This is a genomic window from Streptomyces sp. CBMA152 (genome assembly GCF_014596475.1).
GTDB lineage: Bacteria > Actinomycetota > Actinomycetes > Streptomycetales > Streptomycetaceae > Streptomyces.
The window spans coordinates 146,293-166,052 of the sequence record NZ_MECJ01000001.1 but is presented as its reverse complement, the minus strand read 5'-3'; the positions used below and the strand labels follow the sequence as shown (position 1 = coordinate 166,052).

20 protein-coding genes are annotated in these 19,760 nt (G+C 69.3%); 18 read left to right on the top strand and 2 right to left on the bottom strand.

What is annotated here, in order from left to right; genetic code table 11:
- Positions 1-49: 49 nt before the first annotated feature.
- Entirely contained in the window at positions 50-328 is a 279-nt protein-coding gene (locus BG418_RS00840) for a ferredoxin (protein WP_188271650.1), read from the bottom strand.
- 275 nt (positions 329-603) lie between these two features.
- Between BG418_RS00840 and arc the strand changes: the two genes are divergently transcribed.
- From arc to prcA, 6 genes are all read left to right on the top strand, one after another.
- Entirely contained in the window at positions 604-2,370 is a 1,767-nt protein-coding gene (gene arc / locus BG418_RS00835; RefSeq protein WP_188271649.1) for a proteasome ATPase, read from the top strand.
- Between the two features lie 245 nt (positions 2,371-2,615).
- Complete coding sequence (gene dop / locus BG418_RS00830) at positions 2,616-4,127, top strand: depupylase/deamidase Dop (RefSeq protein WP_398997117.1); 1,512 nt, start codon at positions 2,616-2,618, stop codon at positions 4,125-4,127.
- Positions 4,128-4,258: 131 nt separating this feature from the next.
- A complete protein-coding gene (locus BG418_RS00825; RefSeq protein WP_181794039.1) occupies positions 4,259-4,477 on the top strand; it encodes a ubiquitin-like protein Pup in 219 nt (72 codons plus the stop codon).
- Between the two features lie 175 nt (positions 4,478-4,652).
- The gene (locus BG418_RS41060) at positions 4,653-4,757 is read left to right on the top strand and encodes a hypothetical protein (RefSeq protein WP_398997113.1); all 105 of its coding nucleotides are present in this window, start codon (positions 4,653-4,655) and stop codon (positions 4,755-4,757) included.
- Positions 4,709-5,554 (top strand): proteasome subunit beta, encoded by an 846-nt coding sequence (gene prcB, locus BG418_RS00815; RefSeq protein ID WP_188271648.1) that lies wholly within the window; start codon positions 4,709-4,711, stop codon positions 5,552-5,554. The genes BG418_RS41060 and prcB overlap by 49 nt, the downstream gene beginning before the upstream one ends.
- Positions 5,555-5,617: 63 nt before the next feature.
- A complete protein-coding gene (gene prcA, locus BG418_RS00810) occupies positions 5,618-6,373 on the top strand; it encodes a proteasome subunit alpha (protein WP_188271647.1) in 756 nt (251 codons plus the stop codon).
- 89 nt (positions 6,374-6,462) lie between these two features.
- Here the strand turns inward: prcA and BG418_RS00805 are convergent, their stop codons facing one another.
- Positions 6,463-7,467, bottom strand: a complete 1,005-nt coding sequence (locus BG418_RS00805; protein ID WP_188271646.1) for a LacI family DNA-binding transcriptional regulator — start codon at positions 7,465-7,467, stop codon at positions 6,463-6,465.
- 145 nt (positions 7,468-7,612) lie between these two features.
- Here BG418_RS00805 and BG418_RS00800 point away from each other — a divergent pair, with 145 nt between their 5' ends.
- From BG418_RS00800 to BG418_RS00745, 12 genes are all read left to right on the top strand, one after another.
- Positions 7,613-8,857 (top strand): MFS transporter, encoded by a 1,245-nt coding sequence (locus tag BG418_RS00800; RefSeq protein WP_188271645.1) that lies wholly within the window; start codon positions 7,613-7,615, stop codon positions 8,855-8,857.
- A gap of 24 nt (positions 8,858-8,881) precedes the next feature.
- On the top strand, positions 8,882-10,243 hold the full coding sequence (gene pafA, locus BG418_RS00795) for a Pup--protein ligase (protein WP_188271644.1): 1,362 nt from the start codon (positions 8,882-8,884) through the stop codon (positions 10,241-10,243).
- A 113-nt stretch (positions 10,244-10,356) separates the two neighbouring features.
- Complete coding sequence (locus BG418_RS00790; protein ID WP_188271643.1) at positions 10,357-11,307, top strand: FKBP-type peptidyl-prolyl cis-trans isomerase; 951 nt, start codon at positions 10,357-10,359, stop codon at positions 11,305-11,307.
- A gap of 80 nt (positions 11,308-11,387) precedes the next feature.
- On the top strand, positions 11,388-11,759 hold the full coding sequence (locus BG418_RS00785; protein WP_188271642.1) for an FKBP-type peptidyl-prolyl cis-trans isomerase: 372 nt from the start codon (positions 11,388-11,390) through the stop codon (positions 11,757-11,759).
- Positions 11,760-11,896: 137 nt separating this feature from the next.
- Positions 11,897-12,847 (top strand): YafY family protein, encoded by a 951-nt coding sequence (locus BG418_RS00780; protein WP_188271641.1) that lies wholly within the window; start codon positions 11,897-11,899, stop codon positions 12,845-12,847.
- Between the two features lie 15 nt (positions 12,848-12,862).
- Positions 12,863-13,849: a YafY family protein gene (locus tag BG418_RS00775; RefSeq protein ID WP_188271640.1), complete on the top strand. Its 987-nt coding sequence runs from the start codon at positions 12,863-12,865 to the stop codon at positions 13,847-13,849.
- Between the two features lie 15 nt (positions 13,850-13,864).
- Positions 13,865-14,128, top strand: coding sequence for a phage terminase large subunit family protein (locus tag BG418_RS00770; protein ID WP_223184158.1), 264 nt, complete (start codon positions 13,865-13,867; stop codon positions 14,126-14,128).
- Between the two features lie 11 nt (positions 14,129-14,139).
- On the top strand, positions 14,140-14,337 hold the full coding sequence (locus tag BG418_RS00765; protein WP_188271639.1) for a hypothetical protein: 198 nt from the start codon (positions 14,140-14,142) through the stop codon (positions 14,335-14,337).
- A gap of 210 nt (positions 14,338-14,547) precedes the next feature.
- Complete coding sequence (gene tatA, locus BG418_RS00760; RefSeq protein WP_188271638.1) at positions 14,548-14,829, top strand: Sec-independent protein translocase subunit TatA; 282 nt, start codon at positions 14,548-14,550, stop codon at positions 14,827-14,829.
- Positions 14,830-14,893: 64 nt separating this feature from the next.
- A complete protein-coding gene (gene tatC / locus BG418_RS00755; RefSeq protein WP_188271637.1) occupies positions 14,894-15,850 on the top strand; it encodes a twin-arginine translocase subunit TatC in 957 nt (318 codons plus the stop codon).
- Between the two features lie 61 nt (positions 15,851-15,911).
- The gene (locus tag BG418_RS00750) at positions 15,912-16,835 is read left to right on the top strand and encodes a diacylglycerol kinase (protein ID WP_188271636.1); all 924 of its coding nucleotides are present in this window, start codon (positions 15,912-15,914) and stop codon (positions 16,833-16,835) included.
- Positions 16,836-16,880: 45 nt separating this feature from the next.
- On the top strand, positions 16,881-19,715 hold the full coding sequence (locus BG418_RS00745) for an RNA helicase (protein ID WP_188271635.1): 2,835 nt from the start codon (positions 16,881-16,883) through the stop codon (positions 19,713-19,715).
- Positions 19,716-19,760 lie beyond the last annotated feature (45 nt).

The following is a 19,760-nucleotide window of genomic DNA, read 5'->3' as shown; positions in this document are numbered from 1 at the left end:
ACTGTCCCGGATTGGTCGCATACAGTCCCGGCGCGCGTAGGCAGCCGACTCAGTCGGCGTCGGGCCCGTACACCTCGACCCTGTCCGAAACCCGTCGTACGTGAATGCAGTCGCCCGGGCACTCCTTCGCGGAGTCCACGACGTCCTGGAACAGCGGCAGCGGCACCGGAGTCACCGCCCCCGGTTCCTGCAACAGCTCGTCCTCGGCGCTCTTCACATAGGCCAGCCCGTCGATGTCCAGCTCGAAGACCTCGGGCGCGTACTGGACACAGATGCCGTCGCCGGTGCAGAGCTCCTGGTCGATCCAGACCTCAAGAGCGTCGTTCATGTCGCCTGCCGTTCCTGCGCGGTGCTGTGTTCTTTCGGGCGTCCCACCCGAGGGACCGCCGAGCAATCGGCACCAGTCCTGACGGGTGTTGACCGACTCGACGATACAACCGCCCGCTTTCCGATGTTGATGGGTGGGTATTCCCCTGGCGTGAGGGAGAGCGCAAGGGTGAAGATCGGACACACCCCGCAGTCTTTGTGATCTAGGGGTTTCAATCACCACCCGCCCAGGTAGGGTCAGGAAGCGTCCAGCTCCCCTTGGAGGAGGTGAGGACCGTGGCAGCCCACGACGACGACATCAACCGCGGCATCCGGCCCGGGCGGGGGTCTGAGGACCCAGCCGGCCAGGTTGCCTATCTAGAGCAGGAAATCGCCGTCCTGCGACGCAAGCTCGCCGACTCTCCGCGTCATACGAGGATTCTCGAAGAGCGGATCGTCGAGCTGCAGACCAACCTGGCGGGCGTGTCCGCGCAGAACGAGCGGCTCGCCAACACCCTCCGTGAGGCCCGGGACCAGATCGTGGCCCTCAAGGAGGAGGTCGACCGGCTCGCACAGCCGCCGGCCGGCTTCGGTGTCTTCCTGCAGTCCAACGAGGACGGCACCGCCGACATCTTCACCGGGGGCCGCAAGCTCCGGGTGAACGTCAGCCCCAGCGTCGAGCTCGACGAGCTCCGGCGCGGCCAGGAAGTCATGCTCAACGAAGCGCTCAACGTGGTCGAGGCCATGGAGTTCGAGCGCGCCGGGGACATCGTCACCCTCAAGGAGATCCTTGAGGACGGCGAGCGCGCCCTGGTGGTCGGGCACACCGACGAGGAAAGGGTGGTGAGGCTCGCCGAGCCGCTCCTGGACATCACCATCCGCCCCGGCGACGCCCTCCTGCTCGAACCGCGCTCCGGCTACGTCTACGAAGTGGTCCCCAAGAGCGAGGTCGAGGAACTGGTCCTCGAAGAGGTCCCCGACGTCGACTACGACAAGATCGGCGGCCTCGGCGGCCAGATCGAGATGATCCGCGACGCGGTCGAGCTCCCGTACCTCTACCCCGACCTCTTCAAGGAACACGAACTGCGGCCGCCCAAGGGCATCCTGCTCTACGGCCCGCCCGGCTGCGGCAAGACGCTGATCGCGAAGGCCGTCGCCAACTCGCTCGCCAAGAAGGTCGCCGAGGTGACCGGCCAGCCCGCGGGGAAGAGCTACTTCCTCAACATCAAGGGCCCCGAGCTCCTCAACAAGTACGTCGGCGAGACCGAGCGGCACATCCGCCTGGTCTTCCAGCGTGCCCGGGAGAAGGCGAGCGAGGGCACCCCCGTCATCGTCTTCTTCGACGAGATGGAATCGCTCTTCCGCACCCGCGGATCCGGCGTCAGCTCGGACGTGGAGAACACCATCGTCCCCCAGCTGCTCGCCGAGATCGACGGTGTGGAAGGCCTGGAGAACGTCATCGTCATCGGCGCCTCCAACCGCGAGGACATGATCGACCCGGCCATCCTGCGCCCCGGCCGGCTCGATGTGAAGATCAAGATCGAGCGTCCGGACGCGGAGGCCGCGAGGGACATCTTCGCCAAGTACCTCACCGCCTCGCTGCCGCTGCACGCGGACGACCTGTCCGAGCACAGCGGCTCCAAGGACGCCGCGGCACACGCGATGATCCAGTCCGTCGTCGAGCAGATGTACGCGGAAACGGAAGAAAACCGCTTCCTCGAAGTCACCTACGCCAACGGCGACAAGGAAGTCCTGTACTTCAAGGACTTCAACTCCGGAGCCATGATCCAGAACATCGTGGACCGGGCCAAGAAGATGGCCATCAAGGCCTTCCTCGACCAGAACCAGAAGGGCATCCGCGTCTCCCACCTCCTCCAGGCCTGCGTGGACGAGTTCAAGGAGAACGAGGACCTGCCCAACACCACCAACCCCGACGACTGGGCCCGTATCTCCGGAAAGAAGGGCGAACGGATCGTGTTCATCCGCACCCTTGTCACCGGAAAGCAGGGCGCGGACACCGGACGCTCCATCGACACGGTGGCCAACACCGGTCAGTACCTGTAGAACACAGGGCGGCTGCGGGTGCCCGACCGGGCATCCGCAGCCGACTGCTTTTCCGGCCGAAAACAGGCCACAGACAGACCAAGAGCAATGACGGAATTGATCTCCCCACCAGCGCAAAGGCGTTCTAGGCTCTTCCGTACCGCCGAGTCGCGCAGTGCGGGGACGGGCACCGCACACGCACCGGAGAAACAGCGGTACTTGAGCGCCGCTCCCGGAGGGGAGCGCCGCCGGGCAAGGAGGGCCGCATGACCGTACGGCGAGTAATGGGCATCGAGACGGAGTACGGCATCTCCGTCCCCGGCCACCCCAATGCCAATGCCATGCTCACCTCGTCCCAGATCGTCAACGCCTACGCGGCGGCGATGCACCGGGCGCGCCGCGCCCGCTGGGACTTCGAAGAGGAGAACCCGCTGCGGGACGCCCGCGGCTTCGACCTCGCCCGCGAGGCCGCCGACTCCAGCCAGCTCACCGACGAGGACATCGGCCTCGCCAACGTCATCCTCACCAACGGGGCACGGCTCTACGTCGACCACGCACACCCCGAGTACAGCTCACCGGAAGTCACCAACCCGCGTGACGCGGTGCTCTGGGACAAGGCGGGCGAGCGCATCATGGCCGAGGCGGCCGAACGCGCCGCCCAACTGCCCGGCGCCCAGCCGATCCACCTCTACAAGAACAACACCGACAACAAGGGCGCCTCCTACGGCACGCACGAGAACTACCTGATGAAGCGGGAGACCCCGTTCTCCGACATCGTGCGCCACCTCACCCCGTTCTTCGTCTCCCGCCAGGTCATCACCGGAGCCGGACGCGTCGGCATCGGCCAGGACGGGCACGAACACGGCTTCCAGATCAGCCAGCGCGCCGACTACTTCGAGGTCGAGGTGGGCCTGGAGACCACCCTGAAGCGGCCCATCATCAACACCCGCGACGAGCCGCACGCCGACGCCGAGAAGTACCGCCGCCTGCACGTGATCATCGGCGACGCGAACCTCTCGGAGATCTCCACGTACCTGAAACTGGGCACGACGGCGCTCGTCCTCTCCATGATCGAGGACGGCTTCATCAACGTCGACCTCGCCGTCGACCAGCCCGTACGCACGCTCCACCAGGTCTCGCACGACCCCGACCTGCGCCATCTCGTCACGCTGCGCAGCGGCCGCACACTGACCGCCGTACAACTCCAGATGGAGTACTTCGAGCTCGCGCGCAAGTACGTGGAGGAGCGGTTCGGGGCCGACGCGGACGACCAGACCAAGGACGTCCTCGCCCGCTGGGAGGACGTCCTCGGCCGGCTGGAGACCGACCCGATGAGCCTGGCCGGGGAGCTCGACTGGATCGCCAAGCGGGAGCTGATGGAGGGCTACCGCCGCCGCGACGGCCTCGACTGGGACGCGGCGCGCCTGCACCTCGTCGACCTCCAGTACGCCGACGTACGGGCCGAGAAGGGCCTCTACAACCGCCTGGCGGCCCGCGGCAGGATGAAGCGCCTGCTCGACGAGCCGGCGGTCCTGGAGGCCGGTACGAAGCCCCCGGAGGACACCAGGGCGTACTTCCGCGGCCGCTGCCTGGAGCAGTACGCGGACGACGTGGCCGCGGCCTCCTGGGACTCGGTGATCTTCGACCTGCCGGGCCGCGACTCGCTCCAGCGCGTCCCAACCCTGGAACCGCTTCGCGGAACGCGTAATCACGTCAAGGAGCTCCTTGACCGGTGCCGGACGGCCGAGGATCTGGTCCGGGTGCTGTCGGGCGGCTGAGCTGCGGCTGAAAACTCGGCGGCGTGGGAAACACAGAGGTAGGCCCCGCACGTTCCACCAAGTGCGGGGCCGATGTCAGACCCTGCTTGTAGGGTCTGATCAAGGACATCGAACCGAGCGGGGTGAGGTAGATGGCGACCAAGGACACCGGCGGCGGACAGCAGAAGGCCACGCGCTCGACCGAGGAGGTCGAGGAGCAGGCCCAGGACGCACAGGCTTCGGACGACCTGAAGGAACGGCACGAGAAGCTGTCCGACGATGTCGACTCGGTGCTGGACGAGATCGACGACGTCCTGGAGGAGAACGCGGAGGACTTCGTGCGCTCCTTCGTTCAGAAGGGTGGACAGTAGTCCACGGATGTGAACGGCGGGGGGTGTGTGTGAGGGAACGACGGTTCCCTTCCGCGGGGCGGCACCCGGTGTGCCCAACCCGCCTTTCTGCCCTCGCCGTTCATGTGGATCACCGCCACGGGACGGGTAAGGTCCTGGCGTACGGTGCTTCAACTGCAATTCGGCCATCGGCAAGTTGGGAGACGATCCCGACACAGTTCGTCGGGCTGCCGCCTACCTGGAGGGAAACTCGTGGAAGCCAACACTCGTGGCACAGGGCGTCTACCAGCTGCCTTCCTGACGCCGGGCTCGTCCTCGTTCATGGACTTCCTGTCCGAGCACTCGCCGGAGATGCTGCCCGGCAAGCGGATCCTGCCGCCGGTGCAGGGGCATGTGGAGGCGCCGCACGGCACCACCATCGTCGCCGCCACGTTCCCCGGCGGCGTCGTGCTCGCCGGTGACCGCCGGGCGACGATGGGCAACATGATCGCCCAGCGCGACATCGAGAAGGTCTTCCCGGCCGACGAGTACTCGGCGGTCGGCATCGCCGGCACCGCCGGTCTCGCCGTGGAGATGGTCAAGCTCTTCCAGCTGGAGCTGGAGCACTTCGAGAAGGTCGAGGGCGCCACCCTCTCCCTGGAGGGCAAGGCCAACCGGCTCTCCACCATGATCCGCGGCAACCTCGGCATGGCCATGCAGGGCCTGGCCGTGGTCCCGCTCTTCGCGGGGTACGACGTGGACCGCGAGCGGGGCCGGATCTTCTCGTACGACGTCACCGGCGGCCGCTCCGAGGAGCACGGCTTCGCCGCCACCGGCTCCGGGTCGATCTTCGCCCGGGGCTCGATGAAGAAGCTCTACCGCGACGATCTGACCGAGCAGCAGACCACCACCCTGGTGGTCCAGGCGCTCTACGACGCGGCGGACGACGACTCGGCGACCGGTGGTCCCGATGTGGCCCGCCGGATCTATCCGATCGTCACCGTCATCAGCGACGAGGGCTTCCGACGGCTGACCGATGCGGAGTCCTCCGAGATCGCCCGCTCGATCCTGGAGCGTCGTCTGGAGCAGCCCGACGGCCCGCGTGCCGCGCTGCTCTGAGGCCCCGGAGACCGAGGCCCGATGATGACGACCCCGCCACTGACAGAAAGGTACGGATAGCCGGTGTCGACGCCGTTCTATGTCTCACCCCAGCAGGCCATGGCCGACCGTGCCGAGTACGCCCGCAAGGGCATCGCGCGCGGCCGCAGCCTGGTCGTGCTGCAGTACGCCGACGGCATTGTCTTCGTCGGTGAGAACCCGTCCCGCGCGCTGCACAAGTTCAGCGAGATCTACGACCGGATCGGCTTCGCGGCCGCCGGCAAGTACAACGAGTACGAGAACCTGCGGATCGGCGGTGTGCGCTACGCGGACCTGCGTGGATACACCTACGACCGTGACGATGTGACGGCCCGTGGTCTGGCGAACGTGTACGCGCAGACGCTGGGCACCATCTTCTCCAGCGTCGGCGAGAAGCCGTACGAGGTGGAGCTGGTCGTCGCCGAGGTCGGGAGCACGCCGGAGGAGGACCAGATCTACCGGCTGCCCCACGACGGTTCGATCGTGGACGAGCACGGCTCGGTCGCGGTCGGCGGCAACGCGGAGCAGATCGGCACGTTCCTGGATCAGCGTCACCGCGACGGCATGTCGTTGGCGGAGGCGTTGAAGCTGGCCGTGCAGGCGCTGTCGAACCAGACCAACGGTGCCGAGCGGGAGATCCCCGCGGAGCGTCTTGAGGTCGCGGTCCTCGACCGTACGCGGCCGCAGCAGCGGAAGTTCAAGCGCATCGTGGGCCGTCAGCTGACCCGGCTGCTGCAGACCGAGGAAGCGAGCGCCGAGCCGACCGAGGTGCCGTCGGACAACGAGGAGAACGACGAGTAGTGATGCGTTGAACAGGCGCTCTCCGGCGCGCTGTTGACGTAGGGGCCCGCGCCCCGCCGTTTCGTACGGCGGGCGCGGGCCCTTCGTGTTCAGAGCGCGGGCGGGGCCGTGGAGCCGCGTACGACGAGGCTGACGGGCAGGTCGCCCGTCTCCGGCTCGCGGCCTTCGAGGACGGCCAGGAGCGCGGCCATACCCCGCTCTCCGACCTGTTCGGCGGGGAGTTGGACGGTGGTGAGTTCGGGTTCGAGGGCGGTGGCGAGGGCGAGGTCGTCGAATCCGGCCACCGAGATGTCGTCGGGGATGCGCAGTCCCAGCCGGCGGGCGGCCTTGCAGGCTCCGGCGGCGAGGATGTCGTCGTCGCAGATGAGCGCGGTGGGGCGGGGGCCGGGTGCGGTGAGGGCCTGTTCGGTGGCCCGGCGGGCGGCGTCGACGGTGAGCGCGGAGGGGACGGTGCGGACCTCGGCGTCGGGGGAGTGGCGCAGGGCGTCGGTCAGAGCCCGGGCGCGTACGGCGAAGGTCCAGGAGTCGACCACCGAGGCGAGGTGGACGAAGCGGCGGTGGCCCAGGCCCAGCAGATGGTCCGTCACCTGCCGTATGCCGTCGGCGATGTCGAGGTTGACGCGGGCGGCGGGGCCGGGTTCGGCGGGGTCGCTGTCCAGCATGACCAGGGGCAGGCCGGTGCCCTGGAGGGCGGCGAGCGCGTCGGCGGCCATGGAGGAGGCGATGACGCCGTCGAGTGCGGCCCGGGCGGAGTCGAAGGGGTCGCGGGCGCGGCCGATGCCGTCGGGCGAGGGGTAGAGCACGACGCCGAAGTCGTGTTCGGCGGCGACGCGGGCGGCGCCGGAGTAGACGCGGGCGAAGAACTCGTTGGTGAGCGCCGGGACCACCAGCAGTGCGGTCCTGGTGCGGCCCAGGCGCAGGCTGCGGGCGGCGAGGTTGGGCCGGTAGCCGAGTTCGCGGGCGGCCTCGCGGACCAGCCCGGCGGTGCGTTCGGAGACGCGGCCGCGCCATTTGTCGCCGAGGACGAGGGAGACGGTGGCCTGCGAGACCCCTGCCGCGCGGGCGACGTCCCGGCTGGTCGGCTGGGTTCTCACGGGTGCCTCCGGGGCTGTCGTGGCGGGCTGGCCGTGCCGGGCCGAACCCGATCCTCCAACGTTCCGGGGTGGACCCCGGGGATGTCGACATGGTACGTATGACCTCGGACGTTATACGTACAACTAATCCAACCGAAGGGCGATCATGGCGGCGGGATATCTGGAGATCCTCCGGACGCGGCACGCCGCCCGGCTGCTCGTCGGGACACTGACGGGGCGGCTGCCCAACGCCACCGCCGCCATCGCGGTGGTCCTGTTCGTGCGCGCCGAGGGCGGCAGCTACTCGCTCGCGGGCGCCCTGACGGCGGTGTACGGGCTCGCGACGGCGGCCGGGCAGCCGCTGCTCGGGCGGGCCGTCGACCTGTACGGGCAGCCCAGGGTGATGCTTCCGGCGTCGCTGGCCAGCGCGCTCGGCATGGCAGTCCTCGCGTTCGTCGGCATCGAGCCGGTGGCGGTGGCGTATGCCGCGATGCTCGTCGCCGGTTTCTGCACCCCGCCCCTGGAAGGCGGCCTGCGGGCGCTGTGGCCCAGCGTCCTGACCCGTGAGGAGCAGGTCCACACCGCGTACGCGATGGACGCGATAGCCCAGGAGGTCATGTTCACGGTCGGCCCGCTGCTCGTCACCCTCGGCATCGCCCTGTGGTCGCCCGCGACCGCCCTGCTGGCGATCAACGCGCTGGGCGTGCTCGGCGCGCTCTCGGTGGTCCTGTCGCAGCCGTCCCGCGCCTGGCGCTCGGCGCCGCGCGAGGCGCACTGGCTGGGCGCGCTGCGCTCGAAGGGGCTGCTCGCGCTCCTCGGGTCGTTCTTCTTCGTCGGGCTCGCGCTCGGCGCGATCATCGTGGCCGCGTCCGCCTACGCCGACGACCACGGCCGGGAGTCGATCTACGGCTGGCTGATGGCGGCCAACGGTCTGGGTGCGCTGCTCGGCGGTCTGGTGTACGGGGCACGCCAGTGGTCCGGAACTCCCGAAAAACGGCTGAAATCGCTCGTCGCGCTGCTCGCTGTCGGCTATCTGCCGCTGATGCTGGTGCCGGGAGTTCCGGCGATGGCGGCGCTGACGATGCTCTCCGGCGTCTTCCTCGCGCCGTGCATCGCCTGCGCGTTCATCGTGGTGGACCGGCACGCCCCGCGCGGCACCGTGACCGAGGCGTTCTCCTGGCTGGTGACCGCGTTCGGGGTCGGCACCGCGCTCGGTACGGCGGTGGCCGGGCCCGCCGTCGAACTCGGCGGCAGCGCCGCGAGCTTCGCCGTCGCGGGAGCGGGCGGGGCGGCCGCCCTGCTCGTACTGCTCGCGACCCAGCGGGTCCTCGCAGCTGACGGGCGTACACAAAGCGTCGTGGGCGTTGCCGAAAATGATCCAACCCGTGCTGTCGAACCCGGTTTCAGCTGAGGGCATCGGGCGTAATGTTCAGTCATGGACCGCCGCATTTTCGGGCTGGAGAACGAGTACGGCGTCACGTGCACGTTCAGGGGACAGCGCCGACTGTCTCCTGACGAAGTGGCGCGCTACCTCTTCCGCCGTGTTGTGTCATGGGGCCGCAGCAGCAACGTGTTCCTGCGGAACGGCGCCCGCCTCTACCTCGACGTGGGTTCGCATCCGGAATACGCAACACCCGAGTGCGACAACGTGACCGAGCTGGTCACCCACGACAAGGCGGGCGAGCGCATTCTCGAAGGCCTGCTCGTCGACGCCGAGCGCCGCCTGCACGAGGAGGGAATCGCGGGCGACGTCTATCTCTTCAAGAACAACACCGATTCGGCGGGAAACTCCTACGGTTGCCATGAGAACTATCTCGTGGCCCGGCACGGTGAGTTCTCCCGGCTCGCGGACATTCTCATCCCGTTCCTGGTCACCCGTCAGCTGATCTGCGGCGCGGGCAAAGTCCTGCAGACCCCGCGTGGCGCGGTCTACTGCGTCAGTCAGCGCGCCGAGCACATCTGGGAGGGCGTCAGCTCCGCGACGACCCGCTCCCGTCCGATCATCAACACCCGGGACGAGCCGCACGCGGACGCCGAGCGCTACCGGCGCCTGCATGTGATCGTCGGCGACTCCAACATGTCCGAGACGACCATGCTGCTCAAGGTCGGCGCCACCGACCTGGTGCTGCGCATGATCGAGGCGGGCACGGTGATGCGCGACCTCACCCTGGAGAACCCGATCCGGGCCATCCGCGAGGTCTCGCACGACATCACCGGCCAGCGCAAGGTGCGCCTGGCCAGCGGACGCGAGGCCTCCGCCCTTGAGGTGCAGCGCGAGTACTACGAGAAGGCCGTGGACTTCGTGGAGCGCCGCGGCATCCGCACCGGCACCGTCGACCAGGTCCTGGAGCTGTGGGGCCGCACGCTCGACGCGATCGAGGCCGAGGACCTCGACCGGATCGGCACCGAGATCGACTGGGTGATGAAGTACCAGCTCATCGAGCGGTACCGGGCGAAGAACAACATGACCATGTCGCATCCGCGGGTCGCCCAGATAGACCTCGCGTACCACGACATCCACCGTCGGCGCGGGCTGTACTACCTCCTGGAGAGGAAGGGACAGGCCGCCCGGATCTGCAACGACCTGAAGATCTTCGAGGGCAAGTCCGTGCCCCCGCAGACCACTCGGGCCCGGCTGCGCGGCGACTTCATCCGCCGGGCGCAGGAGCAGCGCCGGGACTTCACGGTCGACTGGGTGCATCTGAAGCTCAACGACCAGGCGCAGCGCACTGTTCTGTGCAAGGACCCCTTCCGTTCCGTCGACGACCGGGTGGAGAAGCTCATCGCCGGTATGTGACCGGATGTGACTGAGCAACGCGAACACGGGCCCCGTACGTTCCTCGTACGGGGCCCGTCGCACGCTTTAGAGTGGCGGGCAAACTACTGTGCCGTCTGAGATCTGAGGAACACGTGCGCCGACTTGCCGGCCTGCTCGCCGTCCCCCTGCTGTTGCTTGCGACAGCCGCGTGTGGAAGCGACAACAAGGGCTCCGACTCCACCTCCGACTCCGCTTCGATGAAGAACGGACTGCCCGCCATCACCGCGGGCGCCAAGTTCGGGGAGAAGCCGACCCTCTCCAAGGGCGACGGCACCCCGACCAAGTCCCTCAAGGTGAATGTCATCAGCGAGGGCAAGGGCGCGCCGCTCAAGAAGAACGACGCCGTCTCCGTGAATTACCTGGGCCAGGCCTGGGATTCGGACAAGCCGTTCGACAACAGCTTCGACCGGAAGGAGCCGTTCACGCTCACGCTCGGCGCCGGCCAGGTCATCAAGGGCTGGGACCAGGGTCTGGAGGGCCAGAAGGTCGGCAGCCGTGTGGAGATCGGCATTCCGCCGGAGCTCGGCTACGGCGCGCAGGGCCAGGGCGACATCAAGCCCAACGCGACGCTGGTCTTCGTCGTCGACATCGTGAAGTCGGCCACGATCCCGACCGCCGCCAAGGGCAAGGAGGTCGCGCAGGACGACACGAGCCTGCCGAAGGTCGGCACCAACACCGACGGCAAGGCGCCCTCGCTGACCATCCCCAAGGGCGACGCGCCCAAGAAGCTCGTCTCCAACTACGTCCTGGAGGGCGACGGGGACGTGGTGAAGGACACGGACAGCCTGGTGCTCGCGTACGAGGGCTTCCTGTGGAAGGACAGCAAGAAGTTCGACAGCACCTACGACCAGGGCAAGACCCAGACGTTCGCGCTGCCGAACCTCACCCTCAAGGGCCTCAAGGCCGGTCTGATCGGCAAGAAGGTCGGCAGCCGGATCATGCTGGTGATCCCGCCGGACCAGGGCCTGGGCGACAAGGAGCAGTCGGGCATCCCGGCCAACTCGACCATGGTCTTCTCGATCGACATCCTCGCCAAGACCTGATCGAGGCCCTGGCCAAGACCTGACGGTGAAGATGTCAGACTGTCCGGGTTGCCCTGTACGTAGTCAAGAGGAGCAGTTCAGTGAGCATCGACAAGCCCGAGATCGACTTCCCTGAGGGCGAGCCGCCGGCGGACCTTGAGATCAAGGAGATCTGGGAGGGTGACGGCGCCGAGGCCAAGGCCGGCGACTATGTGAAGGTCCACTACGTCGGTGTGGCCTTCTCCACCGGCGAGGAGTTCGACGCCTCCTGGAACCGCGGCAACCCGCTGCAGTTCCAGCTCGGTGCCGGCCAGGTCATCAAGGGCTGGGACCAGGGCATCCAGGGCATGAAGGTCGGCGGTCGCCGCCGCCTCACGATTCCCGCGCACCTGGCCTATGGGGAGCGCGGCGCCGGTAACGCGATCGCGCCGGGCGAGACGCTTATCTTCGTCTGCGACCTGATCGCTGTCTGATCACACCCGATCACACCGAGGGCCCATGCCGCCTGGCATGGGCCCTCGGCTTTTGCCACGACACCCGGGGGCGGTACGGTCAACGGTCGGGAGCAGCGGTGCCGCTCCGGGGATACGAGAAGAGGCGAAGGGCGTCGATGGCGATTGCCAAGGCCGAGCGGCTGATGAACCTGGCGCTGTGTCTGCTGGGGACGCGCCGTCCGCTCAGCAAGCGCGAGCTGCGCGGTTCCATCGAGGCCTATCTGGAAGCCGGGAACGACGACTCCTTCAACCGGATGTTCGAGCGCGACAAGGACGATCTGCGCGAACTCGGCCTGGTCATCGAGACCGTGGAGAACCTGGACGGCGAGACCGGCTATCTGGCCCGCCGCGACTCCAACCGGCTGCCGCCCGTGCAGCTCGACGCCGAGGAGGCCGCCGCCCTGGGCCTGGCCGCCCGGGTCTGGCAGCAGGCCCGGCTCGCGGGCGCGGCCAGCGGCGCACTGCAGAAGCTGCGCGCCGCCGGGATGCCGGAAGCCGACAATCCGTATGAGCACAGCGCGATCGAGCCACGCATCCCGGTCCATGAGGCCGCTTTCGAGCCATTGATGCTGGCCTGCCGCGACCGCCGCCCGGTCGTCTTCGAGTACCGCAAGGCCACCGCCGTACGACCCGAGGCGCGCCATGTCGAGCCGTGGACGCTTGAGTGCTGGCGGGGCCACTGGTATCTGGCGGGCTGGGACCGCGACCGGGGCGCCGAGCGGGTCTTCCGGCTCTCCCGGATCACCGGCAAGGTGCGCTCGCGCGTCGGCGCCTTCACCGCTCCGGTGCCGGACGTGGTTACCGTGCGCGAGACCGTGGAGAGCTGGGCGGGGGAGACCGCGACCCGCTCCGCGCGGATCAGGCTGCGTGCCGGAGCCGGCTACCCGCTGCGTTCACGGGCCACCGCGACGCGGGAACTCGGCGACGGGTGGGACGAGTTGGAGATTCCGTACGGGCACGGGCTGGACGCCTGGCTCGTGGAGTTCGGCCCCGATGTGGTCGTCCTGGAGCCCGCCGATCTGCGGGCCGACGTGGTGGAGCGGCTGCGCGCCGTGGCCAAGGGCTGAGGGGGACCGGAGAACATGGCTGCCAACGCCATCGACCAGACGCGCCGCATGCTGTCGCTCGTCACCTATCTGCGCGAGCGGCCCGGGGCGCACGTCGCCGATGTCGCCCGTGCCTTCGGGATCACCGAGGACGAGCTGATCTCGGACCTCGACGTGCTGCCCATGTGCGGCACCAGCTTCCGGGGCGGTGACCTGCTCGACATCGACACCGACGGCGACCGCATCTGGTGGCGCAATCCGGGCGCCCTGGGCGCCGAGGCGGCCGAGCCGCTGCGGATCGCCGCCGACGAGGCGACCGCGCTCCTGGTCGCCGCCCGGGCGGTGGCGACGCTGCCGGGGCTGCGCGAGGGCGACCGGCAGGCGCTGCTGCGCGCCACCGCCAAGCTGGAGGCGGCGGCCGGGGAGGCGGCGGGCGCGAGCTCGCGGCTCTCTGTGACTTTCGAGTCGGAGGGCGGGGTCTTCGCGGACGTCGACCGGGCGATCTCGGAGCGGCGCCGGCTGTGGCTGCGCTACTACTCGCCCGCGCGCGACGAGCTCACCGAGCGCGAGGTCGACCCGATCCGGCTCTTCGCCGTCGGCCACACCTATATGGAGGCGTGGTGCCGGACCTCGGAGGCCCGGCGTACCTTCCGTCTGGACCGGGTGGCCGAAATCCGACTGCTCGACGAGCCGGCCGCGCCGCCGGAGCTGGAGCTGCGCGATCTGTCGGAGGGGTTGGTGCAGCCGTCCGCCGAGGACCCCGAGGTGATCGTCGAGGTGGGTCCGGGCGGGCGCTGGGTCGCCGAGTACTACCCGCACGACAGCGCCGAGGAGCTGGGGGACGGGGGCCTGCGGATCACCCTGCGCACCCCGGACCCGGCGTCGCTGCGCCGGCTCGCGCTGCGGCTCGGCCCGGACGGCCGGATCGTGGCGCCGGACGAGCTGGCGCACAGTGCGCGCAGCGCGGCCCGGGCGGCGCTCGCGGCGTACGAAGGCCCGAGCGCGCACGACGGACAGAGCTGAGGAGAGGAGCGGAACATGTCGGTGATGCCCGGTATTTCCCGTCAGATGTCGGCGGTCCAGTCGGTGCTCTTCAAGGCCGCCTGCCCCGACTGCCGCGCCCGCTTCGAGCTGGCCGCCGGCGCCCTGCGCCTGGCGATCGGCGCCAGCCGCCGCACCACCTTCTACTCCTTCACCTGCCCCGAGTGCGGCTCGGCCGTGCGCAAACCGGCCGGTGAGCGCATCGTCGAACTCCTCACCGGCGGCGGGGTCCGCACCCTCCGCCTCCACTCCACCGTCTAGGGTCTGTGTTCATGTTCTGGCCGATGACCGCCATCGCCCTCGGGTTCCTCACCATCGCCGTCCTCGGCGTCCTCGCGATCAAGGTCTTCGTCGAGGCGCAGCGGCTCGGCCGTCAAGTGGCCGACACCACACGGAAGATCAACAGCGCCGCCGAGGACCTGGAGCGCGCCGCAGTTGAACTCTCGGCCACCTCGGAGACCTTGCGCTGACGGCGCGTACTCCTGTCTGTCCGTGCGGTTGGGTACGCTTCAATGCGCGGGCCACGGAGCGAGGCAGTGGGCCGTGTACGGGAGTACGCACGGGGATTGCCCAGCGTTAACCCCTGCGCGTTACGATCGCTGCACGCAACCGGTCGGACACCAGTCCGGCCGTCACACGCAGCCCCACCCCATGTCGCCTCGGTGAGAAGGTAAAAGGTTATGTTCGGAAGGCTCGGAGCCCCCGAGATCATTCTCATCCTCGTGGTCGTCGTCCTGCTGTTCGGCGCGAAGAAGCTTCCGGACATGGCTCGGTCGCTCGGCAAGTCGGCCCGCATCCTCAAGAGCGAGGCCAAGGCGATGAAGGCGGACGGCCAGCAGACCGCCCCCGCCGACCCGCCGCACCCGGGCGAGCAGCCGCCGGTCCAGCGCACCATCCAGTCGGCCCCCGGCGACGTCAGCAGCTCGCGTCCCGTCACCGAGCCGACCGACTCCACCCGCTGACACCTGGGCCCCAGCAGGCGCTCTTCACCAAGGGACGGCCTGCCGCACGAGATGAGGACGTGGGTTGCTGAAGTCCGCCCGCAAACAGCAGAGGGACCCGGAGGGGCGGATGCCCCTCTCGGATCACCTCCGTGAGCTGCGCAACCGGCTCGCCAAATCGGTCCTCGCGATCCTTGTCTGCGCCGTGGTGGCGGCGTTCTACTACAAGGACATCGTCGACCTGATCATCAAGCCGATCAACCATTCGGTCGGCTGCAAGCAGAACTTCGGCGAACTGGCCAAGAAGCCGGACGGGGAGCCCTGCGGCAACATCACGATGTCCGGCCTGATGTCGCCGTTCACCTTGATGATCAAGACGTCGCTGGTGGCGGGCGTCGTCGCGGCCAGCCCGATCTGGCTCTACCAGCTCTGGGCGTTCGTCGCCCCGGGTCTGCACAAGAACGAGAAGAAGTACTCCCTCGGCTTCGTCGCGGCGGGCTTCCCGCTCTTCGTCGCCGGTGGCTACTTCTCGTACCACGTACTGCCCGCCGCGGCGAAGGTCCTCCTTGAGTTCACCCCCGGCCAGGCGCTGAACCTGCTCCCGCTGAACGAGCTCATCGACCTCGTGCTGCGCATGATCGTCGTCTTCGGCCTCTCCTTCGAGCTGCCGCTCTTCCTGATCATGCTCAACTTCGGCGGAATCCTCACCGGCCGTCGCATGCTGGGCTGGTGGCGCGGCATGATCATGGGCGTCACGATCTTCGCGGCGTTCGCGACCCCGACCGTCGACCCGGTGTCGATGCTGTCGCTCGCCGCCCCGATCATCCTGCTCTACTTCGTCGCCGTCGGCATCGCGATCCTCAACGACAAGCGACGCCAGGAGCGCCGGGACTCGGGTCCCGCCGACGACGAGGCCTCCGAGCTCGACCTCACGCCCGAGGGCGTCGGCGAGATCGAGCCGGTGACCACACCGGCGCTGCCCGAGCAGGCCGACGGCGGCCGCTCCAACAGCAGGGTCAACGGGTACGACGACATCACCTGATCTTGCCCAGGACGGCGTCTTGTAGGGTCCTTCCGTCCGACTCTGTCCGGGGGGACCCTCAGTGACCAGCGAGATCACTCTGTTCGTCAATCCCACCGCGGGACGCGGCCGGGGCGCGCACGCCGCGCAACCGGCCGCTTCCGCGTTGCGGGCCGCGGGATTCTCCGTGCGCACGGTGCTCGGCGAGGACGCGCGCGACGCGCTGGGCCGGGCCCGCGAGGCCGTCGCGGGCGGCACCGGGGCCCTGATAGCCGTCGGCGGCGACGGCATGGTCAACCTCGCCCTGCAGGCCGTCGCGGGCACCCGCACCCCGCTCGGCGTCATCGCGGTGGGCACCGGCAACGACTTCGCCCGCGCGCTCGGGCTGCCCGTCCGGGAACCGGCGGCGGCCGGCCGGCTCGCCGCCGACGCCCTCAAGGGCGCCGAGATCCGCGACATCGACCTGGGACGGGCCGGGGACTCCTGGTTCGCGACCGTCCTCGCCTCCGGCTTCGACTCCCGGGTCAACGACCGGGGCAACCGGATGCGCTGGCCCACCGGCCGCTTCAAGTACGACCTGGCGATGGTCGCCGAACTCGCCGCCTTCCGCCCCATCCCGTACCGGATCACGCTCGACGGCGGCGAGGTCCGCGAGATCGAGGCGACGCTCGTCGCGGTCGGCAACGGGTCGTCGTACGGCGGCGGTATGCGCATCTGCGCGGAGGCCGTCATGGACGACGGGCTCTTCGACGTCACCGTCGTCGGCGACTGCTCGCGCGCCACCCTGGTCAAGGTCTTCCCGAAGGTCTACAAGGGCACGCACCTGAGCCACCCGAAGGTCACCACCTACCGGGCGGCCTCGATCACGCTCGACGCCCCGCAGGTCACCGGATACGCGGACGGGGAGCCCCTCGGGCCCCTGCCGTTGACCGCCGAGTGTGTGCGCGGTGCGGTGCGGGTACTGGCCCCCGTAGCACCACCGCAGGCCGGGACCGGTCCCGGATAAAGATCGAGACCTCTGTCAGAGGGGGCGGGTAGGCTCGAAGGCAAGATGACAGAGGACCTCTCACCAGCCGAAGCGTACGCAGCTGCCCGGCTCCGCGCCGCCGAGCAGGCCACCGCGCTCGCACCCTTCCGCGACCTGTACGACTTCGATCTGGACCCCTTCCAGATCGAGGCCTGCAAGGCACTCGAAGCCGGAAAGGGTGTGCTCGTCGCCGCCCCGACCGGCTCCGGCAAGACCATCGTCGGCGAGTTCGCCGTGCACCTGGCCCTGCGCCAGGGCCGCAAGTGCTTCTACACCACGCCCATCAAGGCGCTCTCCAACCAGAAGTACGCGGACCTGGTCAAGCGGTACGGCGCGGACAAGGTCGGCCTGCTCACCGGCGACAACAGCGTCAACTCGGAGGCGCCGGTGGTCGTGATGACCACCGAGGTCCTCCGCAACATGCTCTACGCGGGCTCCCAGTCGCTGCTCGGCCTGGGCTACGTGGTCATGGACGAGGTGCACTACCTCTCCGACCGCTTCCGGGGCGCCGTCTGGGAAGAGGTGATCATCCACCTGCCCGAGTCGGTGACGCTGGTCTCGCTCTCGGCGACCGTCTCCAACGCCGAGGAGTTCGGCGACTGGCTGGACACCGTCCGGGGCGACACCGACGTGATCGTCGCCGAGGAGCGCCCCGTTCCGCTGTGGCAGCACGTGCTGGCCGGGCGCCGGATGTACGACCTCTTCGAGGAGTCCACCGACCACGGCGGCCGCGGCGGTGCCCGCCGCGAGGTCAACCCGGACCTGCTGCGCATGGCCCGGATGGAGAACCAGAAGACGTACAACCCGCGCGACCGCAGACGCGGCAAGATGGTCCGCGAGGCCGACCGCGAGCGTGAGCGGCGCCAGCGCTCCCGGATCTGGACGCCGAGCCGCCCCGAGGTCATCGAACGGCTGGACGCCGAGGGCCTGTTGCCCGCGATCACCTTCATCTTCAGCCGGGCGGGCTGCGAGGCCGCCGTCCAGCAGTGCATGTTCGCGGGGCTGCGGCTCAACGACGAGGAGGCGCGCCAGAAGGTGCGCGAGATCGTCGAGGAGCGCACCGCGTCCATCCCCGGCGAGGACCTGCACGTCCTCGGGTACTACGAGTGGCTGGAGGGCCTGGAGCGCGGTATCGCGGCCCACCACGCGGGCATGCTGCCGACCTTCAAGGAGGTCGTGGAGGAGCTGTTCGTACGGGGTCTGGTGAAGGCCGTGTTCGCCACCGAGACGCTGGCGCTCGGCATCAACATGCCCGCCAGGACCGTGATCCTGGAGAAGCTCGTCAAGTGGAACGGCGAACAGCACGCCGACATCACCCCCGGCGAGTACACGCAGCTCACCGGTCGCGCCGGGCGCCGTGGCATCGACATCGAGGGCCACGCCGTGGTGCTGTGGCAGCGCGGCATGGACCCGGGCGCGCTCGCGGGCCTGGCCGGCACGCGCACGTATCCGCTGCGCTCCAGCTTCAAGCCGTCGTACAACATGGCGGTGAACCTGGTCGAGCAGTTCGGGCGGCACCGCTCGCGCGAGCTCCTTGAGACCTCCTTCGCGCAGTTCCAGGCGGACAAGTCCGTCGTCGGCATCTCCCGTCAGGTGCAGCGCAACGAGGAGGGCCTGGAGGGCTACCAGGAGGGCATGAGCTGCCACTTGGGGAACTTCGAGGAGTACGCGCGCCTGCGCCGCGACCTCAAGGACCGCGAGTCGGAGCTCGCCAAGCAGGGCGCCCACCAGCGGCGGGCGGCCGCGGCCGCCTCGTTGGAGAAGCTGAAGCCGGGCGACGTGATCCATGTGCCGACCGGCAAGTTCGCCGGGCTGGCCCTGGTGCTCGACCCGGGCATCCCGGCCGGGCGCTCCAACGGCCACCGCGGCTTCGACCAGCACGACGGGCCGCGCCCGCTGGTGCTGACCTCGGAGCGGCAGGTCAAGCGGCTCGCCTCGATCGACTTCCCGGTGCCGGTGGAGGCGGTCGAGCGGATGCGCATCCCGAAGTCGTTCAACGCGCGCTCCCCGCAGTCGCGTCGCGACCTCGCCTCCGCGCTGCGCACCAAGGCGGGCCACATCGTGCCCGAGCGGCACCGCAGGGGCCGCGCCGAGGCCGCCGACGACCGCGAGATCGCGCGGCTGCGCGCCGAGTTGCGCGCGCACCCGTGCCACGGCTGCGACGAGCGCGAGGACCACGCGCGCTGGGCCGAGCGCTACTACCGGCTCAAGCGGGACACCCAGCAGCTGGAGCACCGTATCGAGGGGCGGACGAACACCATCGCCCGCACCTTCGACCGGATCGTGGCGCTCTTGACCGAGCTGGACTATCTGCGCGACGACGAGGTCACCGAGCACGGCCGCCGCCTCGCCCGGCTGTACGGCGAACTGGACCTGCTGGCCAGCGAATGCCTGCGCGCGGGCGTCTGGGAGGGCCTGAGCCCGGCCGAACTGGCCGCGTGCGTCTCGGCGTTGGTGTTCGAGGCCCGCCAGGCCGACGACGCGGTGGCGCCCAAGCTGCCCTCGGGCGCGGCCAAGGCGGCGCTGGGCGAGATGGTCCGCATCTGGGGCCGCCTCGACGCGCTGGAGGAGGACCACAAGATCAACCAGGCGGAGGGCGTCGGTCAGCGCGAGCCCGACCTCGGCTTCGCCTGGGCGGCCTTCCAGTGGGCCTCGGGCCATGGGCTGGACGAGGTGCTGCGCGAGGCGGAGATGCCCGCGGGCGACTTCGTGCGCTGGTGCAAGCAGGTCATCGACGTACTGGGCCAGATCGCGGCGGCGGCCCCGGGCACCTCGGCGGGCAGCACGGTCGCCAAGAACGCCCGCAAGGCGGTCGACGGGCTGCTCAGGGGAGTGGTGGCGTACAGCTCGGTGGGCTGACGCAGGCAGGTGTACGCAACGGGTGGCCCCCGTCGGATACGTCCG

Bases quoted from the DNA above. Each gene is read 5' to 3' on its own strand.
- BG418_RS00840 (WP_188271650.1), bottom strand. From the start codon at position 328: ATGAACGACGCTCTTGAGGTCTGGATCGACCAGGAGCTCTGCACCGGC.
- dop (WP_398997117.1), top strand. From the start codon at position 2,616: ATGACCGTACGGCGAGTAATGGGCATCGAGACGGAGTACGGCATCTCC.
- BG418_RS00825 (WP_181794039.1), top strand. From the start codon at position 4,259: ATGGCGACCAAGGACACCGGCGGCGGACAGCAGAAGGCCACGCGCTCG.
- BG418_RS00800 (WP_188271645.1), top strand. From the start codon at position 7,613: ATGGCGGCGGGATATCTGGAGATCCTCCGGACGCGGCACGCCGCCCGG.
- pafA (WP_188271644.1), top strand. From the start codon at position 8,882: ATGGACCGCCGCATTTTCGGGCTGGAGAACGAGTACGGCGTCACGTGC.
- BG418_RS00780 (WP_188271641.1), top strand. From the start codon at position 11,897: ATGGCGATTGCCAAGGCCGAGCGGCTGATGAACCTGGCGCTGTGTCTG.
- BG418_RS00775 (WP_188271640.1), top strand. From the start codon at position 12,863: ATGGCTGCCAACGCCATCGACCAGACGCGCCGCATGCTGTCGCTCGTC.
- BG418_RS00770 (WP_223184158.1), top strand. From the start codon at position 13,865: ATGTCGGTGATGCCCGGTATTTCCCGTCAGATGTCGGCGGTCCAGTCG.
- BG418_RS00765 (WP_188271639.1), top strand. From the start codon at position 14,140: ATGTTCTGGCCGATGACCGCCATCGCCCTCGGGTTCCTCACCATCGCC.
- tatA (WP_188271638.1), top strand. From the start codon at position 14,548: ATGTTCGGAAGGCTCGGAGCCCCCGAGATCATTCTCATCCTCGTGGTC.
- BG418_RS00745 (WP_188271635.1), top strand. From the start codon at position 16,881: ATGACAGAGGACCTCTCACCAGCCGAAGCGTACGCAGCTGCCCGGCTC.